Source organism: Dactylosporangium sp. CA-052675, assembly GCF_050947935.1.
Classification (GTDB): Bacteria; Actinomycetota; Actinomycetes; order Mycobacteriales; family Micromonosporaceae; genus Dactylosporangium.
In genome coordinates, this window is the sequence record NZ_CP192010.1 from 6995188 (window position 1) to 7010688 (window position 15501).

10 protein-coding genes, 2 pseudogenes and 1 riboswitch are annotated in these 15501 nt (G+C 73.5%); of the genes and pseudogenes, 7 read left to right on the plus strand and 5 right to left on the minus strand.

Annotation, left to right across the window (positions count from 1 at the left end; genetic code table 11):
- Positions 1–277: 277 nt before the first annotated feature.
- The gene (locus tag ACQP1P_RS31220; RefSeq protein ID WP_433076248.1) at positions 278–868 is read right to left on the minus strand and encodes a TetR family transcriptional regulator; all 591 of its coding nucleotides are present in this window, start codon (positions 866–868) and stop codon (positions 278–280) included.
- Positions 869–966: 98 nt separating this feature from the next.
- On the opposite strand from ACQP1P_RS31220, the gene ACQP1P_RS31225 reads away from it, so the two are divergent.
- Both ACQP1P_RS31225 and ACQP1P_RS31230 read left to right on the plus strand, forming a co-directional pair.
- On the plus strand, positions 967–3234 hold the full coding sequence (locus ACQP1P_RS31225; RefSeq protein WP_433076250.1) for a putative bifunctional diguanylate cyclase/phosphodiesterase: 2268 nt from the start codon (positions 967–969) through the stop codon (positions 3232–3234).
- A gap of 4 nt (positions 3235–3238) precedes the next feature.
- Positions 3239–5287: a prolyl oligopeptidase family serine peptidase gene (locus ACQP1P_RS31230; protein WP_433076252.1), complete on the plus strand. Its 2049-nt coding sequence runs from the start codon at positions 3239–3241 to the stop codon at positions 5285–5287.
- A 12-nt stretch (positions 5288–5299) separates the two neighbouring features.
- Here ACQP1P_RS31230 and ACQP1P_RS31235 read toward each other — a convergent pair whose 3' ends face one another.
- Positions 5300–6556 (minus strand): MFS transporter, encoded by a 1257-nt coding sequence (locus ACQP1P_RS31235; RefSeq protein ID WP_433076254.1) that lies wholly within the window; start codon positions 6554–6556, stop codon positions 5300–5302.
- Positions 6557–6700: 144 nt separating this feature from the next.
- Between ACQP1P_RS31235 and ACQP1P_RS31240 the strand changes: the two genes are divergently transcribed.
- Positions 6701–7366, plus strand: a complete 666-nt coding sequence (locus ACQP1P_RS31240; protein WP_433076256.1) for a hypothetical protein — start codon at positions 6701–6703, stop codon at positions 7364–7366.
- 659 nt (positions 7367–8025) lie between these two features.
- Here the strand turns inward: ACQP1P_RS31240 and ACQP1P_RS31245 are convergent.
- Entirely contained in the window at positions 8026–9252 is a 1227-nt protein-coding gene (locus ACQP1P_RS31245) for a chorismate-binding protein (RefSeq protein ID WP_433090169.1), read from the minus strand.
- Positions 9253–9616: 364 nt separating this feature from the next.
- On the opposite strand from ACQP1P_RS31245, the gene ACQP1P_RS31250 reads away from it, so the two are divergent.
- Positions 9617–9832, plus strand: a complete 216-nt coding sequence (locus tag ACQP1P_RS31250; RefSeq protein ID WP_433076258.1) for a DUF5999 family protein — start codon at positions 9617–9619, stop codon at positions 9830–9832.
- Positions 9833–9853: 21 nt separating this feature from the next.
- On the opposite strand, the gene gcvP is transcribed toward ACQP1P_RS31250, so the two are convergent.
- The gene (gene gcvP, locus ACQP1P_RS31255) at positions 9854–12679 is read right to left on the minus strand and encodes an aminomethyl-transferring glycine dehydrogenase (RefSeq protein ID WP_433076260.1); all 2826 of its coding nucleotides are present in this window, start codon (positions 12677–12679) and stop codon (positions 9854–9856) included.
- 78 nt (positions 12680–12757) lie between these two features.
- Positions 12758–12856, minus strand: a riboswitch (glycine riboswitch).
- Between the two features lie 33 nt (positions 12857–12889).
- On the opposite strand from gcvP, the pseudogene ACQP1P_RS31260 reads away from it, so the two are divergent.
- The 3 genes and pseudogenes from ACQP1P_RS31260 to ACQP1P_RS31270 form a co-directional block, all read left to right on the plus strand.
- A pseudogene (locus ACQP1P_RS31260) lies at positions 12890–13543 on the plus strand (nucleotidyltransferase domain-containing protein); the annotation flags it as partial.
- 60 nt (positions 13544–13603) lie between these two features.
- Positions 13604–13726: pseudogene (locus ACQP1P_RS31265) on the plus strand (DNA polymerase beta superfamily protein); the annotation flags it as partial.
- 327 nt (positions 13727–14053) lie between these two features.
- On the plus strand, positions 14054–14452 hold the full coding sequence (locus ACQP1P_RS31270; RefSeq protein ID WP_433090170.1) for a hypothetical protein: 399 nt from the start codon (positions 14054–14056) through the stop codon (positions 14450–14452).
- A gap of 13 nt (positions 14453–14465) precedes the next feature.
- On the opposite strand, the gene ACQP1P_RS31275 is transcribed toward ACQP1P_RS31270, so the two are convergent.
- Entirely contained in the window at positions 14466–15497 is a 1032-nt protein-coding gene (locus tag ACQP1P_RS31275; protein WP_433076262.1) for a hypothetical protein, read from the minus strand.
- Positions 15498–15501 lie beyond the last annotated feature (4 nt).

A 15501-nucleotide genomic window follows, 5' to 3' on the forward strand; every position in this document is an offset into this window, starting at 1 on the left:
CCCCGTCCATGGAGCTTCCGACGATCACGATGCGCCGCCGGCAACGGAAAGTCACGGCCTGACCACGAGAACGCACCGAACGCCCGACAGGATTTCCTCAGCCCTGTCGTACGGCCGGTGAGCTGCGCAAACGAATCGCCCGACAGGTCAGCGGGCCCACGCCTCGGGCCCTGACCCCCGGCGGGAAGTGGCGTTCAGCCACTCCTCAGCGTCATCGGTGAGCGTCACTGGCCCGGGCGAGCGGCCACGAGCCCGGGCTGAGCGGCTGAGCGGCCGCTCAGTACTCCGCGAGGTGCCGCAGCGCCTCCCCGACCAGCGGCTGCAGGGGCACCGGCGGGTCCGCGTGCAGCCAGCGGTGCGTGGCCGCGTCGCACGCGGCCGCCACCGCCCCGCCGACCACCTCGGGCAGCAGCGAGGCCGGTGGCAGCCCGAGCCGCTCCGCGATCGCCGACGACAGCGCGTCCTGCATCGCCGCCCGCACGCGCAGATACTCGCCCTGCATCGCCGGCGTCGCGAGCACCATCCGCAGCCCCGCGAACCACACCCGGTCGGGCACGTGCTCCGGCACCGCCCCGCCCGCGAACTCGGCCAGCATCGCCGCCTCGATCGCGGCGCGCAGCGGCTCGCCCGGCGGCCGCGCCCGCAGCGCCGCCCCGGCCCGCTGGGCCCGGTCCACGGCCAGGGCGCAGATCGCCTCGGCCTTCGAGGAGAAGTAGTTGTTGAAGGTGCGCGGCGACACGCCCACCTCGGCCGCGATGTCCTCGACGAGCACGCCGTCGAAGCCGCGCTCCACGCTCAGCCGCAGCGCGGCCAGCGCCAGCGCCCGCCGCGTCGCCTGCTTCTTGCGCTCCCGCAGGCCCGGTTCCATCCCACCAGCGTAGCAAAACGTGCCGGATCAGCAAGTTTGCGCAGCACGCAAGAAATATCCCTCAACTCGGCGCGGGCCCGGCCGATCACGGGCTTGTGGTGCGGGACCGGCTCTGGATCGGCCTGCTCGGGATCGGGCTCACGGCCGCCGCGCTGTGGGCGGCCGACGTGCTGCCCGGGCTGGCGTTCCCGCTCGTGGGCACCCTCTCCGCGCTGGCCTGGGCGTTCGGGCCCCGCCTGCACGACCTGCGGCCCCGGCGGCCCTGGCGCCTGCTCACCGCGGCCGCGCTGTTCTTCCTCGCCGGCGTCGTGCTGCGGGCGCTGCTCGTCACCGGGCCGTACCCGCTCGCGCAGCTCGGCGACGCGTTCTCCGTGTGCGGGTTCGCGTTCCTCGTCGCGGGCATGGCCACGTTCCTGAGCCGGTGGGGCATCGACCGGCACGCGCTGCTCGACGGGCTCATCGTCTGCATCGGCGCAGCGATCACCTCCGCCCTGCTGTTCATCCTCCCCGCGACCGCCGTCCCCGGCCGGCCGGTGCTCGTGAGCGTGCTGGCCGGGCTATACCCGCTGCTGGACGTCGTCATCGTCCTGCTCGGGGTGAACCTGGCGTTCACCACCGCGGTCCGCCGCCCGGCGTTGCTGCTGCTCGGCGCCATGCTGCTGCTCATCTTCGCCGGGGACCTCGGCTACGCCGTCATCGGCCGCCAGGGCCACGTGACCGGGCCGGCGCTGCTGGACCTGCCCTACCTGCTCGCCTTCACCGCCGGCGGGGCGGCCGCGCTGCACCCCAGCGCCGGCGCCCTGGCCCAGGCCACCCCGCTGCCGATCCAGGCGTGGTCGCCGGCCCGGATGCTCATCATCGGCCCCGCGGTCGCGGCCCCGTTCGCGCTGACGGTACTGCTGCCACATCCGGCGCCCCTGTCGCGCTGGATCCTCGGCGTCGGCGGCGCGGCCATCGTGGCGCTGCTGCTCGCGCGCGCGTCCGGCGCGGTGCACAGCCACGCCGCGGCCCAGCGCCGCTTCGAGCACCAGGCCACCCACGACCCGCTCACCGGCCTGCCGAACCGGCGCCTGCTGCAGATCATGGTCGACCGGCGCCTCGCCGAGCGCGGCGACGGCGACGCGGTGTGGATGTTCTCCCTGGACCTCGACGGGTTCAAGCTCGTCAACGACTCCTGGGGCCACCCGGCCGGCGACCGGCTCATCGCCGAGGTCGGCGCCCGGCTGCGCCACGCACTGCCCGCCGAGGCGACCGTCGCGCGGGTCGGCGGCGACGAGTTCGTGGTCGTCATGCACTGCACCGAGCCCGAGGCGATGGCCGGCGCCCGGCGGATCATGGAGTGCGTCGAGCGGCCCCTGCTGGTCGGCGGCGGCGAAACCCCCACCGCCGAGGTCGTCGTCGGGGCGTCGATGGGCATCGTGCGCGCCGAGCGCCACGACACCGCCGAGGCGCTCATGCGCGACGCCGACACTGCGATGTACCAGGCCAAGGAGCAGGGCCGCAACCGCTGGACGGTCTTCGACGCCTCAATGCGCGACGCCGTGCGCGAGCGCGTCGAGATCGAGGTCGCCCTGCGCGCGGCCGTCGCCCAGGAGCAGCTGGCGATCGCCTACCAGCCGATCGTCGACCTCACCGACGGCCTCGGCACCCGCACCGTCGGCGCCGAGGCGCTCGTGCGCTGGGAGCACCCGGTGCGCGGCTGGCTCGGCCCGAACATGTTCATCGCCGTCGCCGAGGACGCGAACCTCATCTCCGCGCTCGGCGCCTGGGTGCTGCGCGAGGCCGTGCAGCAGCTGGCCCGCTGGCGCGACAAGGGCGTCGTCGGCGAGGACTTCTGGATGTCGGTGAACGTCTCGCCGCGCCAGCTCGGCGACGCCGCGTTCGCCGAGCGGGTCGCGGCGATCCTCGCCCAGGCCCGGGTGCCGGCCCGCAACCTGGTGCTGGAGATCACCGAGTCGGTCATGGTCGAGGGCGGCGAGCTCACCGAGCGGCTCCTGCTGCGCCTGCGCGAGCTGGGGGTGCGCATCTGCGTCGACGACTTCGGCACCGGCTTCTCCGCGCTGGGGTACCTGCGCCGCCACCCGGTCACCGGCGTCAAGATCGACCGCTCGTTCGTCGGCGGGCTCGGCGTCAGCACGCAGGACGAGGAGATCGTGCGGGCCGTGGTCGCCATGAGCGGCGCGCTGAACCTCACCGTGGTCGCCGAGGGGGTCGAGACCACCGCCCAGCGCAACGTGCTCGCGGCGCTCAAGGTGCCCCTCGCGCAGGGCTGGCTGTGGGGCCGGGCGGTGCCGGCGCACACGTTCGCCGCGGCCCTGCGCGCGCGGGAACGGGTCGCCGAACCCGTCGCGGTTCGGTCAGACTGATCGGATGCCGGACGAGGATGACCTGAACCCGCCGCCCGACGACATCAACCTGTGGCTCGAGGACGTCGAGGGCCCGGAGGCGCTCGCGTGGGTCCGCGAGCGCAACGCCGAGACCGTCGCCGCGCTGACCGGCGGGGAGCGGTTCGCCGCCCTGCGCGACGGCATCCGGGCGGTGCTCGACGCCGACGACCGCATCCCGATGATCGCCTGGCACGGCGAGCGCGTCTACAACCTGTGGAAGGACGCCGGGCACCCCCGCGGCCTGTGGCGGCGCACGACGCTCGAGTCCTACCGCGGCGACACCCCGGACTGGCAGACCGTCCTGGACCTCGACGCGCTCGCCGAGGCCGAGGGCGAGAACTGGGTCTGGCAGGGCGCCACCTACCTGCGCACCGGCCCGCTCGGCGGGGAGCACCGCTGCCTCGTGGCGCTGTCGCGCGGCGGCGCCGACGCCTCCGTGGTGCGCGAGTTCGACCTCGACGCGCTCGAGTTCGTCAAGGACGGCTTCGAGCTGCCCGAGGCCAAGAGCAGCGTGAGCTGGATCGACGCCGACACGGTCTTCGTCGGCACCGACACCGGCCCCGGATCGATGACCTCCTCGGGCTACCCGCGCCAGGTGCGGGCCTGGCGGCGCGGCACCGCCGTCGCCGACGCGCCGGTCGTGTTCGAGGGCTCCCCCGACGACGTGTCCGTCCGCGCCACCTCCGACCCGTCGGTCGACGGCCGCCGCGCGATCGTGCGGCAGGCGACGGACTTCTTCAACGCCCGGCGGTACCTGCTCGTCGACGGCGCGCTCACCGAGCTCGACGTCCCCGAGGACGCCGGCGTCGACATCCACCGCGAGTGGCTGCTGGTGCGGGTCCGCACCGACTGGCCGGTCGCGGGCGTGACGCATCCGGCGGGCACGCTGCTCATCACCCGGCTGGAGTCGTACCTGTCCGGCGACCGCACGCTCACCCCGCTCTTCACGCCGGACCCGCATACCTCGCTCAGCTACGCGCAGTGGACCCGCACGGGCCTGATCCTGGTGCTGCTGGCCGACGTGCGCAGCCGGCTGGAGCTGCTGTCCTTCGCGGACGGCGAGTGGCGCCGTCAGGTGCTCGGCACCGAGCTCGGCCAGACCGACGTGTGGACCACGAACCAGGACACCGACGAGCAGTACCTGCTGCTGTCCAGCGGCTTCACCCTGCCCCCGACGCTGCGCCACGGCGTGCTCGGCTCGGCCGAGGGGCCCACCATCCTCAAGCAGGGCCCGCCGTACTTCGAGACCGACGGCATCGAGACCCGGCAGTTCTTCGCCACGTCGGCGGACGGCACCCAGGTGCCCTACTTCGTGGTCGGGCGCCCCGGCGCCGGCCCCGGCCCGACCCTGCTGTCCGGCTACGGCGGCTTCGAGGTGTCCCGCGTCCCGGCGTACAACTCGATCATCGGCCGCGGCTGGCTCGCCCGCGGCGGCACCTACGTCGTGGCGAACATCCGCGGCGGCGGGGAGTACGGGCCCGCCTGGCACCGCGCCGCCCTGCGCGACCGGCGCCCGCGCGCCTACGAGGACTTCGCGGCCGTCGCCGGCGACCTCGTCGAGCGCGGCATCACCACCCGCGAGCAGCTCGGCGCCGAGGGCGGCTCCAACGGCGGGCTGCTCATGGGCGTGATGCTGACCCGCTACCCGGAGCTGTTCGGCGCGATCGTGTGCGCGGTGCCCCTGCTGGACATGCGCCGCTACCACCTGCTGCTCGCCGGGGCGTCGTGGATGGCCGAGTACGGCGACCCCGACAACCCCGACGACTGGGCCTACCTGTCGCTGTTCTCGCCGTACCAGAACGTGCGCGACGGCGTGCCGTACCCGCCGACGCTCATCACCACGTCGACCCGCGACGACCGGGTGCACCCCGGGCACGCGCGCAAGATGGTGGCGCGGCTGCGCGAGCACGGCAAGAACGTGACCTACTACGAGAACATCGAGGGCGGCCACGGCGGGGCGGCCGACAACGCGCAGCTGGCCTTCAAGTGGGCCCTGGCGTTCGAGTTCCTGTGGCGGACGCTCGCGCCCTAAGCCCGGTGCGGCCTAGGCCGGGGCGAGCGCCAGGTCGTCGGCGGCGATCCTCCGGCGGGTGGTGCGGCGGTAGCGGTAGACCTGCACGGCGCCGGCGATCCAGAGCAGGTACTGCACCGCGAACGCCCAGCGGAACGCGGACAGCGTCGGGTGCTCGGCGCCCGGCGCCGTCCGCACGTCCAGGATCACGCCGACGGCGACGATGAGCACGATCGAGGCCGCGAACCCCCCGACGTTCACGATGCCGGTCGCGCCGCCGATGCGGTCCGCGGGGTTGAACGAGCGCGCGTAGTCGAAGCCGATCATCGAGCCGGGCCCGTTGACCGTCAGGACCAGCACCAGCACGGTCAGCAGCCACAGCGGGGCGCGCCCCGGCCACAGCAGCACCACGGTCCAGGCCAGCGCGGACGCGCCGACGATGCCGAGGACGAGGGTCGAGCGGTGGTACGGCAGCCGCCCGCAGAAATGCCCGATCGCCGGGCCCATCACGAGCCCGCCGACGGTGAGCAGCGACAGCAGCAGCGCGGCGGTGTCCGGGGCCAGGCCCTCGCCCTGGGTCAGGAACGGATACCCCCACAGCAGCGCGAACACCGAGCCGGAGAACTGCGTGACGAAGTGCGTCCACAGCCCCAGCCGCGTGCCCGGGTGGTTCCAGGAGTGCTTGAGGCCGAGCCCGCGCGGCGGCCCGCCCGCGGCCGCGGCGGCCTCCCCGGCCTCGGGCTGGTCGCGCAGGGAGGCCAGGACCAGCACGACCGCCACGGCACCCAGCCCGGCCGCGCCGAGGAACGTCGCCGTCCAGCCGGCGTGGCGCAGCAGGAGCACCAGCGGTACCGCCGAGGACAGCGCGCCCAGCTGCCCCAGCATGCCCGTGAGCTGCACCATGAGCGGGTTGCGGCGGGGCGGGAACCACATCGCGACGATCCGCAGCACGCTGATGAACGTCATCGCGTCGCCGACCCCGATGAGCACCCGGGCCGCGATCGCCGTGCCCACGTCGCCGGCGAAGGCGAACACGAACTGCCCGGCGAGCATGAGCGCGCCACCGGCGGCGAGCAGCCGGCGGGAGCCGAACCGGTCCAGCAGCACGCCGACCGGGATCTGCATCGCCGCGTACACGGCCAGCTGCGCCACGGAGAGCATGGACAGCAGCGCCGTGCCGACCCCGAGACGCTGCGCGGCCTCGACCCCGGCGACGCCGAGGGAGGAGCGGTGGAAGATGGCGACGATGTACGCGAGGAGCCCGACGGACCACATGATGTAACGGCGCATAGCGCGGCTAACGCTATCGGCCCACGGGCGGAATGCGGGGTGAGTGTGACGCCCCTCAACTGTGCGTTTGCAGACACCGCCTACGCTGTCGGGGTCTGCTTTGCCGTTTCTCGTCCGGTTGTCACGCACCAGGGGAACCCCGTCATGACCGACCCGACCGCCCTGACCGAGCGCCCGATCGCGTGGGAGCACTCGGGCGACGGCGAGTTCCCGTACCACGCCGAGGTCGACGGCCGCGCGCTGACCGTGCGCGTCAACGACTTCCCGGCCGAGCCGGTCTACACCCTCATCGTGGACGGCGCGGAGCTCGCCGATCTCGACGACTGGCCGCGGCCGTGGCGGCGGCCGCCGGTACCGAGCCATCTGCTGGACCTCGTGGCCCGCCCCGTGACGGCGGAGCTGCTGGGCACCTGGGCCCGCCGCGTGTGCGGCGTGACGACGGAGCACGCCGCCGAGGTGGCCGACCTGCTGGGCCTGCCCGCCCCGACCCAGGACGACCTCGGCCGCCTGTTCGTGCAGCCCAGCCCGCCCGGGACCGCGTGGCTGCAGCTGTTCATGAACGACCGCGCGGGCCTGGCCTCGGTGGAGGTCCGCTTCACCGAGCCGTCGCTGACCCGGGCCGACCTGGACGCGTGCTTCGGCCCGAGCGCGAACCTGCCGCGGGTGCACTGGGACTCCCCGCACGTGACGGCGCACCGCATCACGACGCCGGACGCTCCGCTGTCGTGCACCCTGTTCGCGTCCTTCCACGAGGACCCGGGCCCGGCTTCCCGCGCCTTCCAGATCTCGCTGCGCCGCGACCACCACTGAGCTCTCACTGCGCTCTCTTTGCGCCGCTCCGTCGCTCTCTTTGCGCCGCTCCGTCGCTCTCTTCGCGCCGCTCCGTCGCTCTCTTCGCGCCGCTCGGTCGACGGTCCTTCCTCGCCTCGGTTGTGCTGGCATCGGCGCCGAGGGCGAGCTGGAGCGGCTCCGGCCCGGCTTCCGGCAGTCGGATGCTCTCTCTCCCTGCGCCGCGACTACACTGAGCGTGCCGACCGGTTCGACGCTCCGAATCGACCGTCATGATCAGTTAGGTGGCGGAGGGTAAGATTAGGTAAGCAAGATGAGCCCCGGCCGACCGACTCGTGTGCATTCGCGAGGCCGCGAGTCACCAGCCGAGCCCCCGCAACGCCCACTTGAACAGTCCGTCCTCGCCGCCACTCCGACTACCTGGGCCGCCGGGTCGCGGTCCGACTTGAACAGGTCCATCTTCGCCGCCACCTCGACCGCCCCGGCCGCCGGGTCGCGGTCCCAGTCGCACAGCGCCACTTGAACAGGTCCGTCCTCGCCGCCACCTCGACCACCTCGGCCGCCGGGTCGCGGTCCCAGCCCCACAGCGCCCGTTTGATCGCCGGCCGTCCTCGCCGCAGCCTCGACCGTCCCGCAACCTGGGCCGCCGGGATCCCGGCCCCAGACCAACCCGCCGCGGGTCACCAGCCGCGCAGCGCCCGCTTGATCGGGGCCGCCTTCGCCGCCGCCTCGGCCACCTCCGCCGCCGGGTCGCTGTCCCAGACGATCCCGCCGCCGGCCCACAGGTGCGCCCGGCCGTCCGCGACCGCCACCGTGCGGATCGTGAGGCCCAGGTCGACCTCGACGCGGCCGAAGGGCGCGCCCGGCCCCGGCGCCCCGTGCCCGATCCACCCGCAGGCGCCCATGCTCGGGCCGCGGCCGACGGGCTCCAGGCGCGTGGCCACATCGATCGCGGCGAGCTTCGGCGCGCCCGTCACCGAGCCGCCCGGCCAGACCGCGGCCAGCAGCTCGGCCAGGCCCACGCCCGGCGCGAGCCGTGCGCTGACCGTCGACTCCGCCTGCCACAGCCCCGACCAGCGGCGCAGCGCGAACAGCTCGTCCACGCGCACCGAGCCGACCTCGGCCACCCGGCCCAGGTCATTGCGCTCGAGATCGACGATCATCACGTGCTCGGCGCGCTCCTTCGCCGAGGCCAGCAGCTCGGCCCGGCCCTGCGCCGTCGCCGGGCGGGTGCCCTTGATCGGGCGGGTGACGGCCCGGCCGCCGGCCACCGCCACCAGGGTCTCCGGCGACGCCGAGGCGACCCACCAGCGCTCGCCGTGCAGCACGCCGCCGTAGCGGGCGCCCGGAAGAGCCGCGACACGCGCGAGCGCGGGCCCGGGGCCGACGCCAAGGCCAGAGCCGGGGCCGAGGTCAAGACCAGAGCCGGGGCCGAGATCAGAGCCGGAGCCAAGACCAGAGCCGAAGCCAAGGCCGGCCACGAACGGGGCGCTGGTGTGCCCGACGAGGTTCACGACGTACACGTCACCCCGCGCGATCGCCGCCCGCACACCCCCGACCGCCGCCGCATGCTCGGCCTCCGTCCAGCTCGGCGTCCACGGCCCGAGGAAGGCGACACCCCCCGGTGAACCAGCCGAAAAATCGGATATTTCCGAAACGCGCGGGGAATCGGCAGCACGGAGCGCGGCCGATTCGCGCCATGTGCATGAAGAGGCAACTCCCCCCGAATCCGGAGAATCCGCAACCGGGGCCGATGCAACGTTCATGGTTCCGGGTGACGAATAGGCGACAGTTGTCCCGGGCGCGGGTGACCGGCGCGGGCCGTGCGAGTACGCCACCGCCACCAGATCCGGCACGGAGGGTGCCGGCGACGGGGTGACGGAGGGTGGCGACAGGAGGACCGAAATCCCACAGGTGAACGCGTCGGTGACGGTGGGTGACGCCGAGATGTCCGCGAGATGCACGCCGTGCGACGCGGCGAACGCGATCAGTAATTGAAGAGGGTCTCCGCCGTCGCGGGAATACCATTCAAGGCGGGAGCGCTCCCAGACGCGGGCTCTACACGCGCCGGGCAACCCCGGCGGGTGAAGATCCACTGACCCGGGTCCGTACCCGACGACCGGTCCTAGTGTGCTCATACGAAGGGTGGATTATCCCCAAGTTGTGCCGTCACATGTTCGGAATAGTGTCGTTGGCCGTAGTAGCGTGCATCACTGGTCATGTGAACAACCCCACAGACCTCAATTGAATCTCTCAAATCGGAGACCCCCGATGCTCTGCCAGCACCAGCCCCCCTGTCCCACCGCCGAAGACACCGACCGCGAAGCCGCCCGCGTCTCCGCGAGCCACCCCGAGCAGGGGTGGAGCCTGCTCTGCAACGGCGTGATCGTCTTCGAGGACACCGGAGAGCTTCTGCCCGATTGCTCCGTGATCGAGCCTCACCGCGGCTGGGCGCCGCACACACTGGTGGGCGCCGCACCGCGGTAACACTCCGTAGCTACGGGGAAGTCACTCTTCGTAAGCGGAGGCCGGAGGGCAGGAGCACACCAGGTTCCGGTCTCCATAGCTGTCATCGATGCGGCGAACCGGCGGCCAGTACTTCGCCTCGCGCGAGGCCGCCGTCGGGTAGGCCGCCACCGACCGCGGGTAGGCGTGCTCCCACGAGTCGGCCGTCACCACCGCCGCCGTGTGCGGCGCGTTCACGAGCGGGTTGTCCCCGGCCGGCCATTCGCCCGCCGCCACCCGATCGATCTCCGCCTTGATCGCGATCATGGCGTCGCAGAACCGGTCCAGCTCGCCCAGGTCCTCGCTCTCGGTCGGCTCGACCATGAGCGTCCCGCTCACCGGGAACGACATCGTCGGGGCGTGGAAGCCGTAGTCGATGAGCCGCTTCGCCACGTCGGCGACGGTCACGCCGCTGGCCTTGGTGATCCCCCGCAGGTCCAGGATGCACTCGTGCGCGACGAGGTGCTCCGCGCCGCTGTAGAGCACCGGGTAGTGCCCGCGCAGCCGGGCCGCCACGTAGTTGGCCGCCAGCACCGCGGTCGCCGTCGCCTTCGCGAGGCCGTCGGGGCCCATCAGCCGCAGGTACGCCCACGGGATCGGCAGGATGCCGGCCGAGCCGAACGGCGCGGCCGAGACCGGGCCGACCGGCGCGTCCGCGGCGAGGAACGGGTGCGAGGGCAGGAAGCGCGCGAGGTGGGCGCGGACCGCGACCGGCCCGACGCCGGGGCCGCCGCCGCCGTGCGGGATGCAGAAGGTCTTGTGCAGGTTGAGGTGCGACACGTCGGCGCCGAACTGCCCGGGCTTGGCGAAGCCGAGCAGCGCGTTGAGGTTGGCCCCGTCGACGTAGACCTGACCGCCGGCGTCGTGGACCTTCCCGCACAGCTCGGCGATGCCCGTTTCGTACACCCCGTGCGTCGACGGGTACGTGACCATGATGGCCGCGAGCCGGTCGCGGTGCTGCTCGATCTTGCGGTCGAGGTCGGCGAGGTCGACGTTGCCGAGCTCGTCGCAGGCGACGACGGCGACCCGCATCCCGGCCATGACGGCGCTGGCCGCGTTGGTGCCGTGCGCGCTGGACGGGATCAGGCACAGGTCGCGCTCGGTGTCGCCGCGGTCGTGGTGGTACGCCCGGATCGCCAGCAGGCCCGCGAGCTCGCCCTGCGATCCGGCGTTGGGCTGCAGGCTCACGGCGTCGTAGCCGGTGACCTCGGCGAGCCAGCGCTCGAGGTCGGCGATGAGGCGGCGGTACCCCTGGGTCTGCGCGTCGGGCGCGAACGGGTGGACGTTCGCGAACTCGGGCCAGGTGATCGGCTCCATCTCGGCGGTCGCGTTGAGCTTCATGGTGCAGGAGCCCAGCGGGATCATGCCGCGGTCGAGCGCGTAGTCCTTGTCGGAGAGCCGGCGCAGGTACCGCAGCATCGCCGTCTCGGACCGATGGCTGCTGAAGACGGGGTGCGTGAGGTAGTCCGACGCCCGCCGCAGCCGCGCCGGGACCGCGTCGGCGGTGTCGAGCCCGGTGACGTCGGTGTGGGCGAGGCCGAAGGCGGCGAGCACGTCGCGCAGGTGCCCGAACGTCGTGGTCTCGTCGCAGGCGATGCCGACCCGGTCGGCGTCGACGCGGCGCACGTTGATCCCGCGCGCCGCGGCGGCCTCGACGATCTCGTCGGCCCGCCCCGGTACGACCGCCGTCACCGTGTCGAAGAAGGTCTGGTGCTCGACGGTCACCCCGCCCGAGCTGAGCCCGGCGGCGAGGCGCACGGCCATGTCGTGGGTCCGCGCGGCGATCTCGCGCAGCCCGTCGGGGCCGTGGTAGACGGCGTACATGCTCGCCACGACGGCGAGCAGCACCTGCGCGGTGCAGATGTTGCTCGTCGCCTTCTCGCGGCGGATGTGCTGCTCGCGGGTCTGCAGCGCGAGGCGGTAGGCGGGGGCGCCGCCGGCGTCCTTGGACACGCCGACGAGCCGGCCGGGCAGGGTGCGCTCGAGGCCCTGGCGGACCGCGATGTACCCGGCGTGGGGGCCGCCGAAGCCCATCGGCACGCCGAAGCGCTGGGCGCTGCCGACGGCGACGTCGGCCCCGATCGCGCCGGGCTCACGCAGCACGCAGAGGGCGAGCAGGTCGGCGGCGACGGTGGCGATCGCGCCCCGCTCGTGGGCGAGGGCGATGAGGGCCTCGTGGTCGCGCACGGCCCCGGAGGCGCCCGGGTACTGCAGGTGCAGCCCGAAGAACGCCTCGGGCAGCTCCTCGGCGGCGAGGTCGAGCACGCGCACCTCGATGCCGAGCGGTTCGGCGCGGGTCCGGATGACGGCGAGGGTCTGCGGGAGCACGTCGGCGTCGACGACGTACACCTCGGACTTCACCTTCGACGAGCGCCGCGCGAGGGTCATCGCCTCCGCGGCCGCGGTCGCCTCGTCCAGCAGCGACGCCCCGGAGACCGGCAGCCCGGTGAGGTCGGCGACGACGGTCTGGAAGTTCAGCAGCGCCTCGAGCCGGCCCTGGGAGATCTCCGGCTGGTACGGCGTGTACGCCGTGTACCACGACGGGTCCTCGAGCACGTTGCGCAGGATCACCGGCGGGGTGTGGGTGCCGTGGTACCCGAGGCCGATCATCGACACCAGGGTCCGGTTCGCCGCGGCGAGGGCCCGCAGCTCGGCCAGCACCTCGGCCTCGGACGCGGCGAGCGGCAGGTCCAGCGGCTTGTGCCAGCGGATCGAGCCGGGGATGGCGGCGGTCATGAGGTCCTCGACCGTGGAGTATCCGACGGTCTTGAGCATCCGGGCCTGCTCGTCGGCGCTCGGGCCGATGTGCCGCGCGGCAAAACTGGTCATGGGCCACACTCTCTGGGCGGATCGCGGGACAGGGGCGAACGTGCGCTCCTCCCCCTCTGTCGCAGACTCCAGAGGTGCCAACCCGCCGCGGTCCTTTTGCCTGAGAGGTTCCGGGGAGGATTTGCCCCTTCGGCGCCGCTGCTCGTGCTGCACAGCGGTCTCTCCCGCGCGGGTATTGCCGGCACGACTACCCTACCAACAGTGCAGGACTTGACCATCGTGGCGAAGCACACGATCTACTCCGCGGTCGTCGGCTCCCGCGCTTACGGGCTCGACGGCCCCGGCTCCGACACCGACCGGCGGGGCGTGTTCCAGACGCCGAGCGACGCCTTCTGGTCGCTGGACAAGCCGCCCAGCCACGTGGAGGGGCCGCTGCCGGAACAGTTCTCGTGGGAGGTCGAGCGGGCCTGCACCCTGGCCCTGGCGGCGAACCCGACGATGTGGGAGTGCCTGTCGTCGCCGCTGGTCGAGCACGTCACCGACGCCGGCCGCGCGCTGCTGGAGCTGCGCCCCGCGTTCCTGTCCCGCCGCGCCGCCCGCACCTACGGCGACTACGCCCGCGACCAGCTCAACAAGCTCACCTCGGTGCGCGCCCGCACGGGCGAGGTCCGCTGGAAGCAGGCGATGCACATGGCCCGCCTGCTGCGCGCCGGCGCCCACGTCCTGCGCACCGGCGAGGTGCTGGTGGACGTCACCCCGTGGCGCGACGAGCTCCTGGCGATCCGCCGCGGCGAGCTGAGCTGGGAGGACTTCCAGTCCCTGGCCGGCGCCCTGACCGCCGACCTGGCCGCCGCCGAGTCGGCGTCGAAGCTGCCGGAGGAGCCCGATCGGGCCGCGGCGGAGCGCTTCCTGTTCGCCTTGCGAACCACGGCACCCGTACCGCCCGTGCGAGCGACCACCACCCAGCCCCCGACCCCGCACGGCATCCCCGCCTGGGCCGGCGCGGTGGCCGACGAGCACCCGTATCCCCTCGCCTTCGCCACGGTCAGCGGCGCCCACCTCTACGGCTTCGCATCCGTCGACTCGGACCTGGACCGCCCCGGCGCTGCACGACCTGCTGATCCGCACCCGGCTGTCCCGATGACCGAGCCTTTGAACCAGCCTTTGAACCAGCCTTTGAACCAGCCGTCGAACGAGCCTTTGAGCGAGCCCCTGAACGAGCCGTTGCACGGGCCGCCCGGCCGGGCCGGGACCATCGCCGCCTTCCACGCCGGGCTCGGGCTGGACGGCCCCACGTGGCGGGCGGCCGGCTGGGGCAGCCAGCAGCTGCAGCGCGTCCGCTTCGAGGCCCTGACCCGCGCCGCCGCCTACGCGGGCGGCACCGTGCTCGACTGGGGCTGCGGCCCCGGCGACCTGTACTTCCACCTCCGCGCCATGCGCCTCCCCCTGCACTACACCGGCGTCGACCTGAACCCGGCCATGGTCGAGCTGGCCACGTCCCGCGGCGTCCCGGACGTCTCGCTCCTGCCGGTGACCGAGACCCCGGCGGGCCGCCACGACTACGTGTTCCTCAGCGGCGTCTTCCAGTTCGCCGACCCGGACGACCCGCTCTACTACCTCAGCATGTTAGAACGCGCGTACGACATTTCCGGGCGAGCCGTGGCCGCGAACTTCCTCAGCGCGAACCGCCCGGCGGCCGCCCGCGCGCCCGACGAGCTCTACGCCGACCCGTCGGTCCTGATGCGGTTCGCGGCCGCCCTGACCGACCGGTGGCGCATCGACCACGCCTACCACCCGCAGGGCGCGGACTTCACGATCGCCCTGCTGCACTAGGCCCCGGCCCCGTTCAGCCGGCGCGGCAGCGGGCGGAGTTGGGGTCGACCATCAGCAGCGAGGCGTCGACGGCCTCGAAGTCGGAGCCCTTCAGCGCCTTGAGCGCGTCGAGCTGGGTGTTGCTCCACTTCGCGTCCTCGGTGCCGGTGAAGTACCACGGGGAGCCGTTGTCGGCCAGGATCGCGCCGTACGTCTTCAGCGCCTGCGCCACCGCCCGGGCCTGCGGCGGGTACTTCGCGATGTCCACCGACGCCTTGAGCCGGAACCGGGCGCCCATCGGCGGCAGCGCGGCGTCGGTGGCCTCGGACGCGGCGTGGCGGGCCGGCCAGACGAAGGCCTTGCGGGTCTTCGGCGCGGTGAAGCGGATCGCGTGGTCGATCCGGCCCGCCGCGGCCTCCTCGGCGCGGGGCAGGCCGGGCAGGATCGGCAGGCCCGCGGCGTCGGCCGAGGTCCAGCCGCTCGTGCGCAGGGCGTTGCCGCGCAGGTCGTAGACGGCGCCCGAGCCCGCCTTCCAGGAGCCGTCCGGCTGCACCGACGCGGCGTAGAGCTCGTACGCCTTGCAGGCCGCGGTGTCCTGGACGATCACGTGCCGGTCGCCGCCGGCGGTCGCGCCGCCCTCGACGCGCGCGTTGCGCGGGATCGGGTACGGGCCGGGGTCGCTCTCGCCGGCGTACGCGAAGGTGACCTTGACCCGGGCCTGGCCGGCGGGGACGTTCGTGACGGGGATGCCGGACGCGGTGCCGAAGTCGGGGTGGGCGTGCGCGGCGGCGCCGATGCTCGCCACCCAGGCCGCGGAGTCGCGGCTCACGGGCAGCCGGGACACGTCGGCGTGCCAGACGTTGTCGGCCGGGAAGATCGTGCACGGACCGGCGGAGGAGGGTGCCGGGGAGGCGGTCCCCGGCCCGCCCTCGGCGGCGGGCAGCGCGGGCGACGCGGCCAGCGCCGGCTGGGGCGTGGCCGGGGGCGGGGTCGCGGACGGCGAGCAGCCCTGCAGTACCGATGCCTGCAGGACCAATGCCAGACCAACGGCCGTCGTCCGCCTCATGCCG